Genomic DNA, 20,638 nt, shown 5'->3' with positions numbered 1-20,638 from the left:
GTTCGGGCTGGGTCAGAACTTCAATGGGTTCCACGTTAGAGCTGGGCTTAAACATAGGCGTAAGACTACCTCAAAGTTTAAGCGTTACCTCATGTCCGGTTTTCGCCGGGGCCGGCCCACTCAGTGACACAGCTGTGACTAAAACGATTGCGCTATAAGGCGCATGAAATCCATTCACTCTCAAACTTACACGTATCTCGACCCTTCCGAACTCGCCGGACTTCTCCGCGTCTCCGTCCGCACAATCACCCTGCGAGCAAGCCACCGCCCTTGGCTCCTGCCGCCGCGCGCCGATTTCTACGACCGCGAACTACTCCGTTGGCGACAGGACATTGTCGCGCTATGGCTCCAGCAGTGCGACCAGGTGCGTTAACTCTTCGACCTTCTATCGTTGCCGCGGCTCCGGCCGTCTGTCTTGTGGCGGTGCGAAAGTCTCATACCACCCGAAAACGCTCGGAGCGGTTTAGGCGGAACTTTTAGAAGGTCGCCGCCCCTGTTTTAGGGTCGCCGGTGGGCCATCGTCCTCTGAAAGCAAATCAGTCAACTTGACATCAAGCGCGACAGCTATCGCCACCACGTTATTAAGCGTTGGGTTGGTTGTTTGTCGTTCGACCTGACTGATGTAGGTGCGATGGAATCCCGCACGCTCGCTGAGCGCTTCCTGAGAAATGTTGAGCTTGGCCCGGAACGACTTTAGGTTGTTCGAGAGGTGCTTCCGAGCAGCTTTCTGTGCTTTTTCGAGCTTGTCCATGTTGGACGAAGCATCGCCTATTACAGCCTACTAATCTACAGACTAAAAATCTACTGTATTTAAATCTACTGTGTTTACATCTCATCGAGGCCTGGCTAAACTCGCTTGCATCGACACCGTGGCGACGAGTCGAAATTCCACAGCATCGACTTTTGCTCGCGTCCAGGCCTTCAACGTATGACGAACGAAAGCCTTGGGTCGGGGGATAGCTTGCCGTCAGCGAACGTGAAGTCAAGCTGCGGACCGACCCGACATCCGGAAATCGCCGCAATGAGTGTCTCGATGACGCTGAGCGTAGCTGCCGTCAGCCGGGCGGGTGTAACAGGGAGCAATAGTGATGTCGGTGTATGCAGTAGACCAAGCAACGTTCAGACAGCGCGAGGACATCTTTATTGGTGTGTGTGTCGGTCGGTTCGGCTCCAACCTTCGCTGGGTACAAGAGTTGTACACCCGTTGCATACAGCACGGCGGCGCGCAGGACATTTGGAATGACGCGTATCACGCTCTATATCGAGATGAAAGCGCTCAGCTCCTATCAGGAAGCGCTCCTATTGTCGAGGTTGGGCGAGTACCAATGACAACGAGAGACCGTGTTGCTCATGTCACATGCTTCGTAGAGCATGAACGAGCTGGTGCGCAAACTGCAGCGGCACGTTTCACCGTATCTGTTGATACCGTCGGACGGGTGCGCGGGGAAGCTGTTGCCACTGGCCAGCGGGCGATAAAAATTGCGCGCATGCGCGTAGACCCAACGCATTCCGCTTCGGAAATATGTCTTGCCGTCCTGCTCTATCTGGCAAGTCGAGAGTACCAACCCGCGGTCGCAGACATCATGCGACGTATGCGGCGGGAAGACCCAACATGAACAGTCGATGAGCGAAGCTCCGGAATTGTCGCCAAAGCCCCCATTGCTGCAGACAGACGTCGCAGTGTATCTGGGCGACTGCACTGGTGGCACCTTGCCCGTAGTTTGCGACGGCAGCTCAATCGAATCGCGAGGGTCGACGTGGCAGCGCGCGTTACTGGCTCTTGCCTGTCCAACGCCACGTGGCCCATATCCGGTGTGCGAGCGGTTCACAATTTTCGTTCACGAGACGTCCTTCCATGCAACCACAGGCCCTCGCGCGGTGGTCACGTTTCGAATCGATGTTCGCTGCGAGGGCACATTGGCATACGCCAGCGTGCAAAGTGCTCAGTCCAGTGCGGACCTTCCGCCAATCCCGTATCTGATTGGCGACGATGTGGTCACTACTGCACGACGCGTGTTTGAGACTACATCATGGCCTTGATGCGGTTGAAACGGTTGGCACGAGGATTGGATGCCTCCGGCATGGCTACCGGCTGCAGCTCCACTTGCCTTTGCTACTAGCCGAATCCTCGAGAAGCGGCGCCAGCGACGAGAGCGTCATGGTGACCTTCGCACAATGCTGATGAGTGTTTCGTGGACAGAGCATAGATGAAGCGCAACAACCCGCGTGCGAAATGCGCGCTGCAACGCACGATACGTAAGGCGCTCAGGAACGCAGAGCTGAGCGCGGGGACGCTCGCGGGAATCGAGGGCATGCCCGATGACGTCCTGGGTACCCTCTTCAAGCAACGCATCCGGTTGATTCAGATGGAAGCCTGCAAACGCCCCCGCGCATCCAAATTGCACCTCATCGCCGCAGTCCACACCGCCTTGAAGAAAAAATGCTGACAGAAATCCCCGGGGCGACCTTTCCCGTGCCGCCGCCCCGACACACGGGTGGCTGCGTTCTGATGCTCGACTGGGACGGCGTTTTACATCCGGAGTCCGTATTTTTGCTCCACAAGCGCGGCCCGACGCTCATGGACGCACCGGGCCACCGACTCTTTGAACATTGCGAGTTGCTCGAAGAGGTGCTCGCGCCGTATCCAGACCTGCGCATCGTTCTCTCGACAAGCTGGGTTCGCCGCTACCGCGGAAGCATACGACGCTTGTCGCGCAAACTCTCGCCCGGCCTGCAGGCAAGGGTAATTGGCGCCACATATCACAGCGGCATGGACCCGCATGAGTTCGCGGCGGCGCCTCGAGGCATGCAAGTGTGGACCGATGTACTGCGTCGCAAACCCTCCGCGTGGCTCGCACTCGACGACGATTACCTTCACTGGCCGTCGTGGTGCCGCGACCAACTGGTGCGCACGGACCCGGTGCTAGGCATTAGCGAGCCCTCGGTACTTGCAGAGCTGCGAACCAAGCTGGCGAAGATGTGTGAATGTACCTAACGAAGGAGCCCCTGTGCGATACGAAGAACTTATGCGCGACGCGCACAACCAGGCTTTGATGGCATCGACTCGTGTCCATGCCGCGTTTGACGCCATTTATTGCTGTTGCCCGCCCGCCGGTACGCTCGATGAAGCGTTGGGGGCGCTCGACCTAAGCCCGCCGGACAAGGCGCTTGTTATTCGCCTGCGCGACTGGGTGCAGCACGTCGCGCCGCTTGAGCCGCTGCCAATATCGCCGGCCCAGGCGGTTGCTCTCGCGGAGCGTGTTCACAAATACAACGCTTCCTCGCGCCACTAACCAGAGGTCACGAAAGAACATGGGTGAACTGACAATTGCGTTTTACGACGGCACCTATGGCGGGGACCCCGCCCCAATGGTGCATCTGTGCGATGTAGAGGGCAGTGTGGTGCCCGATAACAGACCTCCCTTTCCGCTACTTGAGGAGTTGAGGCGCGTGCTCGAGATGTGTGCGGAAAAGTATGCGGCGCCCTGTGCGTCCGGAGACCGCTTCTCTGTTCTCATCGGTCGGAAGACTGACTCGCAGGTCCAGCATCTGGCAAGGCTTGACGTGGTGGCGCAGCAAGGGCTCGCTCGCGCAAGCGTGATGTACGCAGACGGCTCTCGGACTGACATCAACGGCGCGGCCTTCGAGGGCGACGATGACGTCGTCACGACACTCCTCAATATTTTGGAAGCGCAAACGGACGGCATGCGATAGGAACAATGCCATGGCCCTCATGCTGCATTTGCTGTGGGAAAATCGGATGCTGCTAGCCATACCAGCATGCGCGGCTTTCCTCGGCTACATTCTCGGTCGCTTGCTTCGCGGTTGTGACCGGAAATAATGCCGGCTATCGGCGATGGAGCGCATTAGTTCTGCGGCAAGCTAAGCGAGTCATCGCACACCTCAGATGACGCACGTAACCTGAATTGCGCTTCGCGCACGTTCATTCCGGCGTCGGTTCAACTTCGAGTCCTGACCAGCTAACGCTCGACACGCTCTTTTCCATGCTCAGCCGACTGGCAATCTGTTCAAGTTTAGGCTGGTCTTTCGGATGGAGCTTCAATGTCGCCGTAACCTCAATACGCTGCGGGTCATCCTCATAGTCTCGGCTCGTCAGGCTCTGGAAGGACAGGGGCGCGGAGGACATTGAGTTCGACAGGGCCGCCCGGATATGAACCTCGTCGGTTTCGCGGCAGACCACCGTAATGGTGTATTGCCGCACCAGGTCGGCCGCCGAGACCGGAGCTGTGTTGATAGCTCGGCTGACTTCGCGCAGGACGGTGTTGGTGAGCAGCACTACGCCGGTCCCCGCGAACGCTGGCCCAAAATGCCCTGAACCGCACAGGACGCCGACGGCAGCGGAACACCAAAGCGTAGCGGCCGTGTTGATGCCTTGTATCGAGCCTTTGTCACGCATGATGACGCCGCCGCCCAGAAAGCCAACGCCCGAGACGACATAAGCGGCAATCTGAGTCAGTCCCGTGGTTCCGTTTCCGGTCAGTGCCCCAAGCGTAACGAAGAGGCACGACCCACTAGCGACAAGCGTGATGGTCCGCAGACCGGCGGTGCGCTGGCGCATCTGGCGCTCGAGGCCGATGACCACGCCACACGCAAAGGCGGCGAGTAGCCGGAGGGTGAAATCGAGAGTCATGTTCGCTGATTCGAGTTGTGCCGACGGCGGCACGCATGGTTCGGGACGGGCTGAGCATCGCATGCGCACAAGACTGGATGAAGTCAGGCTTAGTCTCACGAGCCGCCGTGCGTGAGTCGTCCCTGCCAGTCTGATGGACCGGTGGGGCTACGCGGTTTCTCTTACAAAATGGAACGAACGCTGCCGCGCGCTCACGCGCGCAACGCGGTGCCGTACGCACGCGCGTAATCGCTGCGACTGAATGGCGCTAGTCTAGGTACACGGGATGGATAACTGCGGCGCGCACCGTTTGCCTGCTGGCAAGACGGCGGCTAAGAAATGAGAGCGCGGGCGTCCTGCCGGTCAGGCAGCGAAACTGTTCGAAAGTCGACTACTACAGAATTCCAAGGCGTCGGCCCCTTTTGTGAAGATGCGCGAATTTTATGTGTTGCTTTAAACCGAAGTCAACATGATTCGCTAAGCAGAGCGAATATGATTTACTGGTGCCCGATTCTTTCAACGCTACAAGAAAGAAAGGCGGAAGAAAGATGAATGGGTGCATTGGGCAACGTCTTCTGGCTCGCGCTGCAACAAGGGCGGCTCTTCAAAGAGTATTGCGCGAGTGACTCGATTTTCCCCGTCAACGTTCGCGAGTTAAAACCCCTAGCCCGCTTGAAGAGCAGTGGTTTGGCGAGAGGTCAGCGTGACAAAACGACTCCGACATCATCGCGGTGGCTACAAAAAAAAGCCCGCATGAAAGCGGGCTTCTGTAGACAGCGACGCAGTCGTTAAGCTGCCGCGTCCTTCAGCTTTTTGAGCGGGCGCACTTTCAAACGCACTGTCGCCGGCTTGGCATCAAACCAACGGTCTTCACCCGTGAACGGGTCCTTGCCGAAGCGCCTCTTCTTTGCTGGCACTTGCTGGACACCAATTTTGAGCAGACCCGACAGCGTAAACTCGCCAGCGCCCTTCTTGTGAACAGCGCCGAGGATGGTGTCTTCCAGTGCTGCCAGGACGGCCTTTGCCTGCTTCGGCTCGACGCCTGCTTGCGTAGCCACGTGGGTCGCAAGCGACGACTTCGTGAATGTATCCTTCATCGGCTTCAGGCTGCTGCTCCCGGCAGTAGCTTTCTTTACCGGTGCGGTAGCCTTCTTCGCTACGGTCTTCGTCGCAGCCTTTTTGGCTGGGGCTTTTGCGGTCTTCGTTGCCATGTGGTTTCCTTTTTTGGGATGGTTAACCGCTTAAGACGAAACACCCCAAGGCAAAGCGCCCGGCACATGCGTCAACTTAAGCTGGCGGCAAGCGTATCAACGGTTTGCGGTCAACGCAAGCGGAAAGCCCTCAAAACAAGGGCTCTTTTCTTTGCGCCCAATCACTGTCCGATAAAAATGCGACTCATTGAACTCAGGAAGCACGACGTACTGAAGAAACGTTCTGCACACCGGGCGCTGTACGTGTCACGCTAGAATGGCCAGTAGCACACGTATACAGGCGCGCGATGCCCAGCACTTCTCCGCTTCCGGATGTCCTAACGCTCGAAGAAATCCAGTCGCTCGTGGACACGAAAACGTTCGCTCGCGGCAAAGCGTATTTCCATGGCGGTGCCGTATCGCGCCTTGACGAGCGTGACGGAGTTGTCCGCGCCAACGTACGCGGCACACATCGGTACAGCGTCGAGCTTGGGGCAGGCGGCGACGGCGAACTGACGTACGAATGTGACTGCCCGGTCGGTGCGGCCGGCATCTTCTGCAAGCACGCTGTCGCGGTTGCGCTTTCCTGGCTCGAGAACACCGGCGCGGAAGTGTTCCACGCCAACGACGTCGAGCCTGCGAAACCCCGCAAGAAGCGCAAGACGCACGAGGAGCTGATTCGTGAATACGTTGCGACGCTGAACGAAGACACCTTGCGCGAGCTCCTGCTTGGAGCAGTCGAGCGCGACATGGCGCTACGCGACAAACTGCTCTTTGCTGCGCGCGCCGCAGCGGCCAGTGACCTTCCGAGCATGAAGGCAGCAGTCCGAGAGGCGACGCGCATTTCGCGGCCACTCGACTGGCGAGAGGCGGGCGCATATGGCGATGGCCTGATGTCGCTCGCGGACATGCTGCGGCATCGGCTCGCCGGTCCTCAGGCTGCCCAGGTGGTCGACCTGGCAGAGCTGGCGATTGCCGGCGCCGAAAAAAGTCTTGAGCAGATAGACGATTCTGGTGGCGATGTGATGCCGGGGATTCTTGAACTGGCGGCCGTACACCTCGAGGCGTGCCGGCAAACCCGACCGGACCCAACGAAGCTCGCCGAGCGCCTCTTTCGCTTCCAGACCGAAGGAGTATCGGACACGTTCTACGACGTATTGCCAGCTTATGTCGAACCGTTAGGCGACACCGGATTGCGGAGGTACCGCGAACTCGTTGAGAGGGGGTGGGACACGCTGCCACCAGTGGCGCCGAGCAAAGAATTCCGTAGCTCGTTCGACCCGCTGCGGATGCGGCTTGAGCGGGCGATGGAGAGGCTCGCGGAACTTGATGGCGACATCGACGCACTGATTTCCGTTCGGTCGAAGGACCTGTCGAGTCCGTACCGCTTTTTGCTAGTCGCAGAGCTTTGTGCAAAGTACGGGCGCCACGACGATGCTCTGGCTTGGGCAGAGCGAGGCCTCAGGGAATCCGGAAAGAACGTTGACCAGCGTCTACTGGACTTCTGCATTCAGGAGTACATCCGGCGCGGCGAGTTTGCCAATGCCGATGCTTTTGCCTGGCAGCGCTTCGAGATGCGCCCCGTTGCGGAAGCGTTTTTAGCGCTAATGGATGTCGCCGCGGCCATCGGTCGCCAGGATATGACGCGCGAGCGCGCGCTCAATCACCTATGGGCACTCGTGGATATCGAGGAGGCGCCGACGAAAACAAAGCGCGGTGTGTGGCATTCGATGACCCGCGCCGAACTGGTCAAGATTTTCGTGGCAGCAAGAGAACACGAGACAGCGTGGAAGGCGTTCTGCGGCGGCCCGGTAGCAACCGACTTGTGGGCAACGATGGCGTCTGTTCGCGCGAAGACGCATCCGCATGACGCCATTGCGCTCTACCACCGCCTGCTACCGGTCGCAGCAGAAAACGGAACGCGAAATGCCCGCTATGATGAAGCGTTCGGCATCGTGCGGGCTATCGCACGGTTACGGACGGCACTAAATGAGCGTCAGCAGTTTGTCGCCGAGCTCGATGAAATCCGGCACGCGTACAGGGCCAAACGAAACTTTATCAAATTGCTGGCATCGCTCTGACAGTCTGTAGGCGTGCATGATTGCGTGTCCCGGTAGCGAAGCCCAGGCGGGAGACTCGACGCACGGCGTGGCATCTGATGCGAGGAGGTGGCCAGTGTATTCAGACACCAGGGAATGGACACGAATACGCGCGCGTGTTCTCACCAAGGGTGAATCCATTCGGCACGTGGCCGACGATGAAGGGATAAGCCGGAACACTGTTCGCAAGATGGTTCGTCTCGAATTTCCTCCGGGCTACCACCGAAAGCGAGTCAACGAACGACAGCCTGTCGTTGACCAGCCAACCAACGCTCCGTGGACCAGGGTTCAACGCGTCGTACGTTCGCTCACGGAGCGCCAGGCAGCGCGGTTTTTGCGTGACGTGTTTGCGGCAGATGGCAACGACAAGTTAGAGGACGCAGCCAGGCGCCGCCTGCGCATGTGGGGCGTCGAACCTCCGGCGACGGATTCCGACGCTCGAAGCCGGCAGCGATGGCAGAACTGGGTGTACCGGGTCGAGCAGGGTGTCGTATATGCGCCCGAAGGCGGGGACAGCGGGCAACATAAAGAACTGATGAGGATGCTGTTGCCGGTGCGAGAAAGCCAGCGCCATAAATCGCTTACCGCGCTCGCGCACGATGCCGGCTTTTCGGCGCGTCAAATCGCAACGCATCTGGCCATCAGCCGCGGGGCTGTTCGCGCTTACCTACGTGCCTACCAAGCTGGCGGTTGTGAATCGCTGTTCGCGAAAGCGAGTCGGTCCCGCATTGGCGATAGCGAAGTGCTGCAGAGCGCCGTCTTCACGCTACTGCACGAGCCGCCCTCTGCTTCAGGCATCAATCGAACCACATGGAAGATGGACGACCTGCGCCGCGTTCTGGCAGAGCGAGGCCATGATGCTGGTAAGGGTGCCATCCGCTCTATAATGCGGCGCGCTGGCTATCGCTGGAAATCCGCCAAGGTCATTCTCACGAGCACCGACTCGAAGTATCAGGAAAAGCTGGACCACATCCGGTCGACGCTGACGAATCTCCAGCTCGACGAACGGTTCTTCTCCATCGACGAATTCGGGCCCTTCTCCGTCACTATGAAGCCGGGACGCGCATTGACTGCTCCGGATGTTCAGCCGAGCGTTCCACAATGGCAGAAATCGAAGGGTTGTCTGATTTGTACAGCCGCGCTAGAACTTTCGTCCAACCAGGTGACGCATTTCTACTCCGGGGCCAAGAACACCGACGAGATGGTGCGCATGACAACTGCCCTGCTTGAACAGTACGGTGATATGCGCAAGCTGTATCTGTCGTGGGACGCGGCATCATGGCACCTTTCGAAGAAATTGTCGGCATTCATCGCTGACCACAATGAGTCTGCGCAAGTGCGTCATCAGCCGATTCTTGAACTTGCACCTTTGCCTGCGAGTGCCCAATTTCTCAACGTCATCGAATCAGTGTTCAGTGGGATGGCGCGCGCCATCATCCACAACAGTGACTATGCGTCCACCGATGCTGCGAAGGCAGCAATCGACCGTTATTTCCTGGAGCGCAACCGGCACTTTGCAGAACATCCCAAACGCGCAGGAAAGGCAATATGGCGAAAAGAACGGACGACGAGCGAGTTCTCGGCTGCCAATAATTGCAAGGACCCGGCATATAGATGAGTTCGACTTGACCATCGGTGTCTTGGGGAGCGGTCCGCCGCCGATGAGTAAATCGTCCAGGGTAACGGTCTGCATCCAGATACGATTGCTTAGTGTCAGTCCTGGCCAGACTCGCAGCGAGCGAGTGCGACCGCCCCAACCATGCGGACTTGGCCCATGCATAAGAACGGCGCCAAATTCAGCCTTGTGCGTCAAACCGCCGACCGGGTTTCAATAGACGCGAGCGCTTCGCGTGGCACATCTTTGAACCGCGGGTTCCCGGCCGCCGCAATCGCGGGAAACCCTTGGCGTGACGGGCACAATGGTTGCGCAACTGTGGCGTATATGATTTGCGCAGACTGGAGACATCCTTTGGCAGTTCTCGTTGGACTTTTCGCCTATTACCGCGACGCTGCGGAGGCGCTCGGCGCATTGGAGGCGCTCGGTCTTGCCCCGGGAAACGGACATCTTTACCAGAAAAGCAGGCATGGCTCGCGAGTCGCTCCTTGCTCTGAACCGTTAGACGACACTTCCCGCGCAGAAGAGCGCGCCGAGTATGCCGCGCATGGTGACTACCTGAACGTCTGCGGCGCATCGAATCACTTCAGCGCAGACCCCGACTTCTATATGCATTTGCCGGGCGGCACTGCCAGTACGGACGCCTCCATGCGTACGCTCCTGATTGTGACCATGGGCGGCCTGGATTGCACGACGGGGTCCATGGTGCTGTATGACTATGGCGCAATGGCCGTCAGGGACGCATCAGGGCGCTGGCGCTTCTCGCCTTACCGAAAGGTATGCCATAGTCAGAGTAGGTAAGAAGCCTGCCCGAAAATAGCGCCCATTTTATGACCCGCCTTGGACTGTGCGTGCTTAAGGCGAACCCGCGCTCCCATTATTCGATTCATTGGGACGGGCCTCTGTTGTTGCCCTGGAGAAAAGAATGGCCCACGTGCTCCTCGTTGACGATGAAACGCATTGGTTGCAACTGCTCGAGGCGGTGCTTGTTCATGAAGGGCACACCGTACGAACGGCCCAAAACGGAGCAGACGCACTGCACGACGTCTGGCTGAATGTACCCGACATTGTGGTGACCGATGCCGTGATGCCCATCATGGACGGTATACGTCTCGTGCGTGCGCTCAAAGCGGCGCCACTGCTCGCCCATATTCCTGTGATTCTGACGTCCTTCGTTAATGTGCCGCGTAACCTGCCGGTGCACGCGTTATTGCGCAAACCGTTCGGCGCAACGGAACTGGTCGATACAATTAGCAAACTGCTGTGCAGTACATCGTGTATTCGTTAGCGGTATCGGTGGTTAGCGCGCCGGAGCGGCAACTTTCCAGGTTTCGCCGGCGCAGGCACTCGCGGCAAAGGTGTCACTGAGCGGGACTTTTGTTTGCGGTTTCCCAACGGTGATTCGCACCACGAAGCGATTAGCGGCGGAGACACCTTGCGGTCCGGGCAGTCGCACGTGCATAAGCTCGCGCGTCCTGCGGGAACACGTCCATCCGACGCAATTCATTCGCGCACGAATCCCGTTGCGGTTCGATTGAAGACATCGGGACACAAGCATTTCGCGTCCCGACGGAGGCCCAGTTCCCGCCGTCAGACGAAAGACACAAGCGCGCTCCAAGACATATCGGAGCATGTTGAACCGCCCTGCGAACACCGTGTTTTAATGTGCATCATTCGCTGGTCGACGGTTCGCATCCACTTCGTTTGCTGCCTGCTCCCAGAATTGGACCTCCCGTCCTTCAGGAGCACCGGCTTCTTCCCACAATGTCCGTGCGCGGGGACGAATACGGGCGTCACGCTCGGAGGTGCACTCAAGGTCCTCAAGGTGCCTGCCGTCTGCATCAACTGACATGGTGACGACATCGTATCCGTTGGCAACCGTCGCCCAATTGGAAACCTGCTGAGCTTTCTCAAACTGGGCGATTGCTGCTTCCACGGCCTCCTGCTTCGTCCCTTGCGCCACTGCGACGCGCATTAGCTCACTGTGATGCGGCATTCCCGCATTTCCCAGGACTTCCTTGTAGAAGACAACTTCGTATGGGCGCCTTTCCGAGGCGCCACCTTCCACATCGCTTATGGAAATGACGCCGACCAGAAGTCCGTCGGCGTTGGTAACAGCGAGCCTCTGCACGTGAGCCGCGTGCATTGTCAGCACTGCGGACTCGACCGTGTCGTCTTCGCCGCAACGGATGATGTCCAACGACATGACGTCGCTGACTTTCATCACGTTTGAGTCGAAACCGTCGGCCACGCCGCGCATTGCGATATCACGGTCAGTAATCATCCCGAGAACGGTGTCGTCCTGGCACACTGGAAGACAGCCAATATTTTCCCGTTTCAGAATGCGCGCTGCCGCAGCCAATGTCTGCTCCGGTGTAACGCAGACCGCATCTTTCATCCGCTCTCTAACCAGCATGGTATGCCCCTATCAAGGTGAATCGCAAAGCAGTCAGGCGCGGCTGCGCCTGCTCAGGTTGGTCGCGGCGGACAGGCGGACTAGGTCTGCAAATGGGACGCCTACGCAAGACAAGCCGACACGTGGACGAGTCAGCTCGTATAGGTCGTTGTTTGCTCGAATGTGCGGGCTGAACTGTTCGCGATGGCGGGGACTTTCCGGACGCCTCACCGCCGTTGCCACACAGTGCCGCTGACGTCCTCAGCGTACTCCTTATCGAGAGGCGAAAACCACCTTATATTCAGTTCGTCCCTACCGTGCGTGCCTATGCCGTGAAGGCCTTTATTGCGCCAGCGCGCGCTGACGTTGCAATGCTCAGCTATTTTTTGTGAGCAGCATTGGTCTCGGAGTAACAGTCAGCTTCCCGAAGAGAGGCTCAGGCCGAGCAGGTCCTCGACGAGCCCGATTTGCAATGCAACGTTTCGCCGGGCGAACTCCGCTCGCTTCCCGAAGTCCGGTTCCGAGGTGCGACATTCCAGTAAGAGAAATCGATGTTGCGTCGGCGACGGATGCCCACATTCATATCGCTTGTAGAATCTTGGTGTCACCCTCCCTCCACCGGAAGGAAACGCAGCGCTAGTGTTGGCCAGCGTTCAGCAGCATCCAAATTTGGAGCTTCGGCAGCCCTATGAGAATCCGCGCAAACACGGCACGACATCGTTCGCATGTGTAATGCTCCTCCGCATGCACATCAGTGACGACGACGCTGGCGTTGTTCAAGGTGAGGTCGGGGTGCGGCGGCTCAGTCGCAGGTTTCCCGTAAAGGTCAGCGCACCGACTACAAGGTTGAATCCGAAGGTCCATCGTCTGTCGCGGGTAATGCGCGGCCATGAGTTGCGGTGCGGATTGAAGGACTGGCGCCACCCGTCGGACACGCCACAGTGGTGACATTCGCGCAATAGATATTCCCTGCAGCCACATGCACGCACTGCCATGAACTCCCAGGCAAAAGCGGCAAAGACAAAAAAAGCCGGCATCTCGCAAGAGACATCGGCCGATGGGTCCCGGTACTGTGGAGCGCGTTCCAGAACCCTAACCTGCCCGAGTCAGCGTCGAGTCGCTCCCGTTCGTTCAGGTCGAGACATTAGCTGATTGTTCGCTACCGTCAAGGTTCGCTGCGCGGATTTATAGCTTGGCCCGCACCCAAATCGGCGCCCGTAGTCGGGTCCGCGCTCGGGTCCGAAGCCGTCCGTGCTGCCATCGCGTTCAAGACCTCTACGTCTGCAGTCGAGACGTTCACTGTGGCCATTCCATCGCCACCGTCGACGGCAGCCTCTGGCGTTTCGACGAACTCCCACTCCGGACCCTCGTTCCAGGGTCCTCGCGGCGAGTCGTCGCCCTTCGACATGTTGTAATAAACGCTGGCGAATTGGGGCACGCCCGGAAGCTTGCCTTGTGGGAAGTTTGGCTGGATGGAGTGTAATGCTTTCTCGAACGATTTCTGATGGGCGATTTCCCGCGTCATCAGGAAGCCAAGCGCGTCCGAGATGCCCGGGTCGTCCGTCACATTCATCAGCCTTTCGTACACAATCTTCGCCCGCGCCTCCGCTGCAATGTTCGAGCGCAGGTCGGCCGTCGGCTCGCCAATCGTATCAATGTATGCCGCAGTCCATGGGACGCCGGCCGAATTGGTCAGCGCGGGGCCGCCGCCGTATAGCAGAGCGGTTGTATGCGAGTCATTGCCGCCGCCGGTGAGTGAACGGTACAGCTCGGCTTCCGCTTCCACACCCTCTGCCAGTTGTCCTTTGGCACCTTTATTCAGCATTGCCACGATAGAGCCGATGACTTCCAGATGGCTCAGTTCCTCGGTGGCGATATCAAACAGCAAATCCTTGCGACCCGGGTCGTCCTCTGCCACCGCCTGCGTAAAGTATCTACATGCGGCTGCCAGTTCCCCTTGAGGGCCACCGAACTGCTCCAGCAACAGGTTTGCGAGGCCGGGATTCGGCGCCGCGACTCGAACGGTGTATTGCAGGCGCTTGTTGTGCACAAACATGTCACATCTCCGAAGTGAGTCAGGTGTGACCGCCGACGGCGACAGCAACCGCAGGTCGTCCAAAGGCTTTGCACTCTGACTGGTTTAGGGCCCGGACAGCGGCCCCATATGTATGGGGCCACACCTTGGTGGGCATCCGGGTCTCAGAGCTGTTCGCCCTGGCGATAGCGCGACGAGCGCCGCACTGGTGGAGATAACTGCTTCGAATGCGCCGCATAAAGCGTTCCTCAGCGCTGCGCGGGTCGCGCGGCAGGGCGTCCACTTGTGTCGGGTAGACCAGTTGCGCGTCCTGTCTTGCCCCGCACCTGCCCGTTGCGGCCCAGCAATACGACGGAGGACAACTGGTTAGGAAGACACTGCAGGACCCTGTTCATCCACTTGCTGTCCGACATAACAGCGCAGAGAAGCAAATGCCCAAGTCTCTTCCCGAGATGGCACGCGCTGAAACAAATCCCGGGTCGACGACTGCATTGGAGACCCACTTGCAGGAAATGCAAGGGCAGATTGAAAGAATCGACCAGATTCTCGAAGCCTGTGGAACCGAACTCGAGCGGATAGGGGCGTCGCGATGGAAGGCCTGTTCGAAGGAGGGCAGGAACAGATTGAAGAAATCGGAAGGGACCGGTGCTCGACATCGCGCTAACTCGCTGCGGCCTAAAAGGCAGAGGACTACGAGATTGCAGCGTACGGGTCACTCGGAGCTCTCGCGAGACAGCTGGGGCAAACGTCTGCGGCAACTCTTCTCGGTGAGACATGAAGGAAGAAAAAGGCAACGGACGATAAGCTATCTTTGCTCCCGCAGAGGAGGAGTAGCTGCGGAGGCGCCAGGAAACAGTCAGCCTGACGTCCGTCGTGAATTATTACGAATTGACGGTAGTTCCGACCGGCGGTCGGAAGTTCGTGACTGCCGGTTCGGTAGCCTGATATTGAAGCACTCTACCCAATCTGCGACGCTGCTTTTGTCGTGCGGCCGGTGTGTCCCAACAAGGAGTCTTGGATAGTCATATCCCCGCTGCTCTGGCCCACCCAATAACGTTGTCCATTCTTGCGCGATACCTCGCTGCGACTTCGCTCGCAATGCGCGTCAGCGCCACTTGTGGCGGGAGGACCTTGGCCGGCCTATGCTAATGTCTTGTGTTTCTCAGCGCTTAACTACTTGCCATGCAAGGACCGGAGGGGCATCAGCGACGGTGGACGACGCGCGTCGTGCCGTCTCACGCTCGCCCACTTCAAGTACTCGTTGTTGACGACAACGAGAATGCCGCCGACGCACTAACGATTTACCTCGCCCTCTCTGGTATCAATGCGAAAGCCGCGTATGGTGGCGCGACCGCCATCGCGCTCGCCTTGGAGTGGAGGCCCGATGTCATCCTGCTCGATATTTCGATGCCAGGGCTCGACGGATTTGCAGTCGCAAAGCGTCTTCGGGATGAACCGCAGGTCAGCGATGTTGTCATCGTGGCGCTGACTGCACACGACGAGAGCTACGTCAGCGGCCGAGCAACACCGAATGACTTTGATGCATATTGCCAGAAGGGTCAAATGCTTGCGGCCCTTGATGCGCTCCTCGGTCAGCTTCAGGTTGGACGAAAAACGTACCGACCGAGGTGACGCTTCGTCATCCGATTTGCGAGGTTATCGTTGTCCCTAATGTATCTGCCACCACGCAGGCGACACTGTAGAGTCAGCCAGCCTCTCGCAGTGCACCCGCAATTTTTGTCGAAATTGCGTGGCCGGCAGCATCTCTCCTTCCGCGCCCATGAGTTCTTGCGTATCCAGTCTTCTCGCGGCACCTGCGGCCATGTTTCATCGAACTTGAACGACGTCCTGCTGTAGACGCTTGTGCCGATGTACCGTTCGCTGCGTAGGATGCGAAGGACGCTCTGGGCGTTCCAGAGTCGTCCCATGCGGTTGCGCATGCCAGAATCATTGAGGCGCTTGGCAATGCCAACGCCTGTGACCGTTTGCGTTGCATACCATTCGCATATCTTCCTCACGAGCGACCCTTCGGTCATGGACGCAGGCGCGATGACGACACGGTCGTTATGCAGGCTCTTGTATTCGTAGCGTGCACGGAGGCGTCTTGTCTCGTGTCTGGGATGAATGGGGATGCGTTGCTGCCCATAGCCGGGCGGCCCACCGGCATGAAACCCGCTCTGCACGTTCAGACATTGCCTCAGGAAAATCTTGCGGGACATCTTCCGGCGGAACTCCGCAGCCATTGCCCTCTTGAGCGCCTTCAGGACAGACGTCGCCGGACTGGGGTCATCAGCAAAAACGGCGCGGCAACGTTGATGGCATTGACGCCCACGCGCCTGCACGCATTCTCATAGAAAGCCGCTTCGTCGACAAACATCCCGAAAGCGTCGTCAACGCCTCACGTCTAAAACGACGACCGCGCATCCATCGCAGGCGACGGTCCGTCGACAGGCGGTGTGTGCGCGGAAAAACTCGCGTGTCGGAGTGCCGAGGCCTGTGTGAATGGCGAATTCACGTCTCTGCGCGGCACGCGATTTGCTCAAGCTGTGGGCCATTCAAACGAAATTGGGAGGTTCAAATGACCGAGTCGCTTCAACCCACCGCCCCGGCAGCCGTGCCCCAACCGGTCGCGTCCGACCGGTCCGGTGCCTCGGAGTCATCTCGACAGCGGAACGATGGCCAAACCAGTGCCCGGACGCTATCGGACCTGAAGGACAAGATTGCCTGTGCGCAGGAGGTGGTCAGGACGAAGTACCGCGTCGTCTCAGAATCGACCGATGATTACGTTCACGAAGCTCCGTGGAAAGCAGTCACGATGGCACTCATCGGCGGACTCATCATTGGAATGCTTGCCCGCCGCTAACGCGGATTTGGCTTCACTGGAGGAATCATGGACGCCGTCTCGCATGGAATTATTTTTTGGCTGATTATCGGTGGCCTCGCTGGCGCTTTGGCGGGTCGTATCGTCGATGGAGGCGGCTTCGGCATTGTGGTCGACATCATCGTGGGAATTGTTGGCGCATTCATCGGAGGTTGGCTTGGTGGAGCGCTGGGATTGCACCTCGGTAATGGCATCATCGGGTCATTGATTACCGCGCTTGTCGGTGCTGTCATTCTGCTCGCCGTCCTGCGCCTGTTCAGCCGGGGCCGAGGGCGCGCCCTCTGACGACCACAGGTAATTGACCGTATGGCATTTCCGGGCCAGCTTGACGCAAAAACGTTACGGCCAGCAGCGCGGATTGACGGGCTGCCACCGGGAGGCGGCCCGGTTCTCGGCGCCCGGTGGCGCGTAGACCGCACCGAGGCGCTCAGCGCTAAACGCCTCGACCGTGCGCAATAGCATGCCGAGGTCTGCGGGCTTGCGAAAAAACGCGGACCAGCAGCGTGGGCTGTCGCCGGGCTCGGGCATGGCCGACAACATGACTACCGGCACATGGGCAAGCGCAGGTTGGCACCTTATGCGCCTGCATAGCTCAGCGCCGTCCATTTCGGGCATCTGCCAGTCGGTTACGATGAGCTGGGGTAGTTCGCTCACAACCTTGCGCAATGCGTCGGCCCCGTTTTCCGCAAGTACGACGTGGTGACCGCCGTTTTCCAGGGCCAACTGGAGGGCCCACAGGTTATCAAGGTCGTCGTCAACGAGGAGCACGGTGGACATTGCTTGAGTGGTGACATGCATATCAACGGCATGTCGCAACCTTCGTGCCCTCCTCGGGGGTTAGTGGGGCAAACTTGTGTCCATAGCGGGGCGACGATGGGGATGTATTCCACGGTGAGACAGTGGCCGCCAGGGACAAAGCTTTGCTCATCCAGGCCAGTCCCGCTGTCAGTTCACGCAGTTGCGCGTCCCTGCGGCGCTTCGCGGTCCGGCGGGATGTCGCCGGGGGAAGGCTCGGATGGCGTCTCTTCGTCGGGAATATCCTCGTCTGGGTCGGTACCGGGAACATCACTCTCCCCGGCATTCTGGTCCGTCGATTTGTCGCCGGGGTCAATGCGGCTCGCGCTTCCGGCCGACGATGCGTCATTTGCCGCAAACGTGTCTTCGACTAGATGGCCGACACTTCTTCCGGGTTTGTCTTCAGTAGCGAGTTGCTCTGTCGGTTGATTTGCCATGATGAACTCCAATAGGGTGTGTGCATGTCCGGCAAGCTACGTTCGCACGTGTGCAACCCTTTTGCACTGCGGTGGTTGACCCCGGACGCACCGAGACGAAGTGCGATGTGAAGGTCCCCAAGGGAGCGGCGGACCAACTACCGTCGGGCAGACATAACAGAGGACGAGGTTACGGTGGGCGCGCCATAAGGGCCCCGGGGAGTGCAGCGTCAAGCCTGATTTAGCCAGCGGTCGGACGAGTTCACTGTTGTTTGCGTCGGTAAAACAGTGGAGGAATGCTGACTAACCGGACACGCATCCACACTACTCGTCCTGACGCCACGAGCGGCGCGCCGGTCGCGAGGTCCGGCCTGGTCACTCTCGCATCTACCCAGCGCGCCGAAAGCGTCGTATTGCGGCGTCATCGGGCGTCGCACGATGCATGTCGCAAGCGCTCTAACCACCGGCCTGCTCCGGCAGGCTAACGTTTCGTCCGCGCGCTTTCCCATTCGCAAAGCCTGCAACCTCGCCTGTCGCCTCTGCTTCACGAACGAAGCGCTTTTCCTATACTGATTGTGTCGCAACTGGTTAACGCGACGTCGGTCGCATATTCGGAGGAATGCATCATGAACAAGGACCAGGTCAAAGGCGTTGCTCAAAAGATGAGGGGCAAGGTTAACGAGGCAATGGGCAAGGTCATGGGCAGACCGTCCCGGGAACTGAAAGGTGATGTGGAGCAGGCCGCGGGAGCAGCCAGGAAGGACGTTGGTGACGCCAGGGAAGCGGCGAAGGGCGGGACGACGCGTCACCATTAACCGCGTGCCTTCGAGGCTCCGCTGAAGGCATTGCGCCGCAGCGTCGAAGCTGTGTCAGGCGGCCGACTCGAAAGTAGGCCGCCGTCTTTTTCAAGGGGGACATTTCGTCGCCTGACGTGCCTTCGTCGAGGCTGGGCCCGCGCGCGCCGGTGGGCTTGAACCCGGCATTGATTGCCACGCCGTGCAGCGGTCAGTTCGTCGTCTTTGGTTCGGGCCAGGGCCAACCCTTCCGCTCCCCGGGCGAATTCCGCGTCGCGGACGGCGCAACGCCGGCTAAAGTCACTTCGTCCACGACATTGTGCCCTCGTTTGCCCGCGACATTGTTTCTCATTTCCTGAAGCCCGCTCCCGAACCACTTCACCTTTTTCTGCATGTGAGCGACATACGCGTTCCACCCCTCGACGTTACCGTCAAAGAGCTCGTGCTGAACGGTTGACGCCAGGGCTTTCCGGTCCAGCTCGGTATCGAGCAGTTTCTTTGGCCACAGGAAGAACGCGCTGGCGACGCGTGCGCTGAATTCGGCCACCGTCATCTTCGGGGCAATCGCCCGGAGGAACCCAAAATCCCGAAACAAATCCTGTTCCTTTGCAAGCTGCACCACCGGCGTATCGGGGGCACCCGTCCGGGCCAGACAGCTCAAAGCTTCAAGCATGTCTCCGAGGTGAAGCAGCAACTCACGTCTGTCGAATCGGTCGTCCATTGAATATCTCCTCTGGAGGCGCCCCTTCCGGGAACAGGTCAGCTTTTTCAGCTTTTTGAGCGCGCGTCTTCGTCGGCCAATGCGTCGTCATCCTGCGACTGCAGGACAGGTGCAGCGCCGTCTGGCGCGGGCGAGTTCAGGGCGTCGCCGGGCCACATCTATTCGGCGACGGGCGGTCTGCGTCGCGTGTCTGCATTTTTCATGAGCGGTCATGGTTTCGTCCGTAAGGAAGGTAGGGGCCCCCGGTACTGGGTGCCTGCCATGGTGTGCTACCCAGCGGCGGCGTCCGCTTCGCATTACGCCTGTCTGAGCAGATGCCTTATAAGTCACTGAGGTCTTCGCTTTCGGGAGCCGTGTGAGCAGGAGACCAGTACGGCGCGCGGTTGTAGTACTGATGGACCGTAGCGCCCCATTGCGCGTCCGCCATGGATGGCCAATGGTCTTTGTCGAAACCGGGCTCGTTCCTGATTTCTTCGGCCGTCATGTCGACGAAAAAACACTTCTCGTCAGCGTCCAGCATCAGCGCGCTCCACGGAATGGCGTGCAGTGTGCAATAGATGCCCAGAAAGCCGCCCTCTGCGAGAACGGCATATGCGACGCGGCCGCTTTGGACGTCAAGCATGATGTCGGATATCTTCCCAACATGTTCTCCGTCAGCCGATATCACCCTGGTGTCGTCCAGAGTTGAGGCAGCCGTCACATCCGTGTGCGGCCCATCGCCGACTCCGCCGGAAACTGTGTCCGCATCTGTGCCGCCTGTCTTTGGCTGCCTCGATTCAGTCTGGCTTTAGACCACGAACACCAGAGTGCTGCCTCGGCCACGCCGCATCCCATCCGGCGCCCCGGTCTCTGAACAGACTGCTCCGGCGAATGTGCAGCTAGGGCCACACGCGACGAAATGCACTGGCCTGCTGACTGCGCATGCAGCCTTTCCGATTTGAGAAAAGTGGTGCGTCGTTCACTCGTGTCCGGTTTTACTGGTCCCTGATGTCGCAGGCAAACCGGCTTTTGTATGTGCATTGCGAAAGCGGCGGGCACCAGAGAAAATGCTCGCCTGGTATTCCGGC

22 protein-coding genes and 2 pseudogenes are annotated in these 20,638 nt (G+C 59.1%); 14 read left to right on the top strand and 10 right to left on the bottom strand.

What is annotated here, in order from left to right:
- Positions 1-463 precede the first annotated feature (463 nt).
- Positions 464-751, bottom strand: coding sequence for a helix-turn-helix domain-containing protein (locus tag ACTJLB_RS31195; protein ID WP_368712205.1), 288 nt, complete (start codon positions 749-751; stop codon positions 464-466).
- A 1,456-nt stretch (positions 752-2,207) separates the two neighbouring features.
- Here ACTJLB_RS31195 and ACTJLB_RS31190 point away from each other — a divergent pair.
- Genes ACTJLB_RS31190 through ACTJLB_RS31175 form a run of 4 tightly spaced genes read left to right on the top strand, consistent with a single transcriptional unit; the run spans position 2,208 to position 3,714 of the window.
- Positions 2,208-2,447 (top strand): hypothetical protein, encoded by a 240-nt coding sequence (locus tag ACTJLB_RS31190; protein ID WP_440785559.1) that lies wholly within the window; start codon positions 2,208-2,210, stop codon positions 2,445-2,447.
- The gene (locus ACTJLB_RS31185; protein WP_440785558.1) at positions 2,441-2,995 is read left to right on the top strand and encodes an HAD domain-containing protein; all 555 of its coding nucleotides are present in this window, start codon (positions 2,441-2,443) and stop codon (positions 2,993-2,995) included. The genes ACTJLB_RS31190 and ACTJLB_RS31185 overlap by 7 nt, the downstream gene beginning before the upstream one ends.
- A 13-nt stretch (positions 2,996-3,008) precedes the next feature.
- Entirely contained in the window at positions 3,009-3,293 is a 285-nt protein-coding gene (locus ACTJLB_RS31180; RefSeq protein ID WP_440785557.1) for a hypothetical protein, read from the top strand.
- Between the two features lie 19 nt (positions 3,294-3,312).
- On the top strand, positions 3,313-3,714 hold the full coding sequence (locus tag ACTJLB_RS31175) for a hypothetical protein (protein ID WP_309587182.1): 402 nt from the start codon (positions 3,313-3,315) through the stop codon (positions 3,712-3,714).
- 229 nt (positions 3,715-3,943) lie between these two features.
- Here ACTJLB_RS31175 and ACTJLB_RS31170 read toward each other — a convergent pair whose 3' ends face one another.
- Both ACTJLB_RS31170 and ACTJLB_RS31165 read right to left on the bottom strand, forming a co-directional pair.
- A complete protein-coding gene (locus ACTJLB_RS31170) occupies positions 3,944-4,651 on the bottom strand; it encodes an MgtC/SapB family protein (protein WP_309587184.1) in 708 nt (235 codons plus the stop codon).
- Between the two features lie 767 nt (positions 4,652-5,418).
- Positions 5,419-5,841 (bottom strand): HU family DNA-binding protein, encoded by a 423-nt coding sequence (locus ACTJLB_RS31165; protein ID WP_408201073.1) that lies wholly within the window; start codon positions 5,839-5,841, stop codon positions 5,419-5,421.
- 287 nt (positions 5,842-6,128) lie between these two features.
- On the opposite strand from ACTJLB_RS31165, the gene ACTJLB_RS31160 reads away from it, so the two are divergent.
- From ACTJLB_RS31160 to ACTJLB_RS31145, 4 genes are all read left to right on the top strand, one after another.
- On the top strand, positions 6,129-7,901 hold the full coding sequence (locus ACTJLB_RS31160; protein WP_440785556.1) for an SWIM zinc finger family protein: 1,773 nt from the start codon (positions 6,129-6,131) through the stop codon (positions 7,899-7,901).
- 94 nt (positions 7,902-7,995) lie between these two features.
- Entirely contained in the window at positions 7,996-9,537 is a 1,542-nt protein-coding gene (locus ACTJLB_RS31155; protein ID WP_440785555.1) for an IS630 family transposase, read from the top strand.
- Between the two features lie 351 nt (positions 9,538-9,888).
- The gene (locus ACTJLB_RS31150; RefSeq protein ID WP_440785554.1) at positions 9,889-10,335 is read left to right on the top strand and encodes a hypothetical protein; all 447 of its coding nucleotides are present in this window, start codon (positions 9,889-9,891) and stop codon (positions 10,333-10,335) included.
- 124 nt (positions 10,336-10,459) lie between these two features.
- A complete protein-coding gene (locus ACTJLB_RS31145; protein WP_309587193.1) occupies positions 10,460-10,822 on the top strand; it encodes a response regulator in 363 nt (120 codons plus the stop codon).
- A 372-nt stretch (positions 10,823-11,194) separates the two neighbouring features.
- Here ACTJLB_RS31145 and ACTJLB_RS31140 read toward each other — a convergent pair whose 3' ends face one another.
- Positions 11,195-11,932 (bottom strand): CBS domain-containing protein, encoded by a 738-nt coding sequence (locus ACTJLB_RS31140; RefSeq protein WP_440785553.1) that lies wholly within the window; start codon positions 11,930-11,932, stop codon positions 11,195-11,197.
- A 1,162-nt stretch (positions 11,933-13,094) separates the two neighbouring features.
- Positions 13,095-13,985 (bottom strand): manganese catalase family protein, encoded by an 891-nt coding sequence (locus ACTJLB_RS31135; RefSeq protein ID WP_440785552.1) that lies wholly within the window; start codon positions 13,983-13,985, stop codon positions 13,095-13,097.
- Between the two features lie 410 nt (positions 13,986-14,395).
- Between ACTJLB_RS31135 and ACTJLB_RS31130 the strand changes: the two are divergent.
- From ACTJLB_RS31130 to ACTJLB_RS31120, 3 genes and pseudogenes are all read left to right on the top strand, one after another.
- A pseudogene (locus tag ACTJLB_RS31130) lies at positions 14,396-14,524 on the top strand (DUF892 family protein); the annotation flags it as partial.
- A gap of 137 nt (positions 14,525-14,661) precedes the next feature.
- Positions 14,662-14,742 carry a hypothetical protein gene (locus ACTJLB_RS31125; protein WP_440785563.1) on the top strand — a complete coding sequence of 27 codons (81 nt, stop codon included), beginning with the start codon at positions 14,662-14,664 and terminating at the stop codon, positions 14,740-14,742.
- 449 nt (positions 14,743-15,191) lie between these two features.
- Positions 15,192-15,596: a response regulator gene (locus ACTJLB_RS31120; protein WP_440785551.1), complete on the top strand. Its 405-nt coding sequence runs from the start codon at positions 15,192-15,194 to the stop codon at positions 15,594-15,596.
- Here ACTJLB_RS31120 and ACTJLB_RS31115 read toward each other — a convergent pair.
- A complete protein-coding gene (locus tag ACTJLB_RS31115; protein WP_440785562.1) occupies positions 15,563-16,000 on the bottom strand; it encodes a recombinase family protein in 438 nt (145 codons plus the stop codon). The two genes, ACTJLB_RS31120 and ACTJLB_RS31115, sit on opposite strands and share 34 nt — an antisense overlap.
- Before the next feature lie 542 nt (positions 16,001-16,542).
- Here ACTJLB_RS31115 and ACTJLB_RS31110 point away from each other — a divergent pair.
- Both ACTJLB_RS31110 and ACTJLB_RS31105 read left to right on the top strand, forming a co-directional pair.
- Positions 16,543-16,827 (top strand): DUF883 family protein, encoded by a 285-nt coding sequence (locus tag ACTJLB_RS31110; RefSeq protein ID WP_440785550.1) that lies wholly within the window; start codon positions 16,543-16,545, stop codon positions 16,825-16,827.
- Between the two features lie 27 nt (positions 16,828-16,854).
- Complete coding sequence (locus tag ACTJLB_RS31105; protein WP_440785549.1) at positions 16,855-17,130, top strand: GlsB/YeaQ/YmgE family stress response membrane protein; 276 nt, start codon at positions 16,855-16,857, stop codon at positions 17,128-17,130.
- A 54-nt stretch (positions 17,131-17,184) separates the two neighbouring features.
- Here the strand turns inward: ACTJLB_RS31105 and ACTJLB_RS31100 are convergent, their stop codons facing one another.
- Both ACTJLB_RS31100 and ACTJLB_RS31095 read right to left on the bottom strand, forming a co-directional pair.
- On the bottom strand, positions 17,185-17,622 hold the full coding sequence (locus tag ACTJLB_RS31100) for a response regulator (protein WP_440785548.1): 438 nt from the start codon (positions 17,620-17,622) through the stop codon (positions 17,185-17,187).
- 173 nt (positions 17,623-17,795) lie between these two features.
- Positions 17,796-18,077, bottom strand: coding sequence for a hypothetical protein (locus tag ACTJLB_RS31095; RefSeq protein WP_440785547.1), 282 nt, complete (start codon positions 18,075-18,077; stop codon positions 17,796-17,798).
- Positions 18,078-18,682: 605 nt separating this feature from the next.
- On the opposite strand from ACTJLB_RS31095, the gene ACTJLB_RS31090 reads away from it, so the two are divergent.
- Positions 18,683-18,871 carry a CsbD family protein gene (locus tag ACTJLB_RS31090; protein ID WP_440785546.1) on the top strand — a complete coding sequence of 63 codons (189 nt, stop codon included), beginning with the start codon at positions 18,683-18,685 and terminating at the stop codon, positions 18,869-18,871.
- Between the two features lie 190 nt (positions 18,872-19,061).
- On the opposite strand, the gene ACTJLB_RS31085 is transcribed toward ACTJLB_RS31090, so the two are convergent.
- Positions 19,062-19,571 (bottom strand): hypothetical protein, encoded by a 510-nt coding sequence (locus ACTJLB_RS31085; protein WP_440785545.1) that lies wholly within the window; start codon positions 19,569-19,571, stop codon positions 19,062-19,064.
- Between the two features lie 319 nt (positions 19,572-19,890).
- Positions 19,891-20,328, bottom strand: a pseudogene (locus tag ACTJLB_RS31080) (PRC-barrel domain-containing protein); the annotation flags it as partial.
- Positions 20,329-20,638: the final 310 nt, after the last annotated feature.

The organism is Paraburkholderia sp. 22098 (assembly GCF_052045935.1).
Lineage (GTDB): Bacteria > Pseudomonadota > Gammaproteobacteria > Burkholderiales > Burkholderiaceae > Paraburkholderia > Paraburkholderia caledonica.
This window is presented reverse-complemented; position numbering and strand designations above follow the sequence as displayed.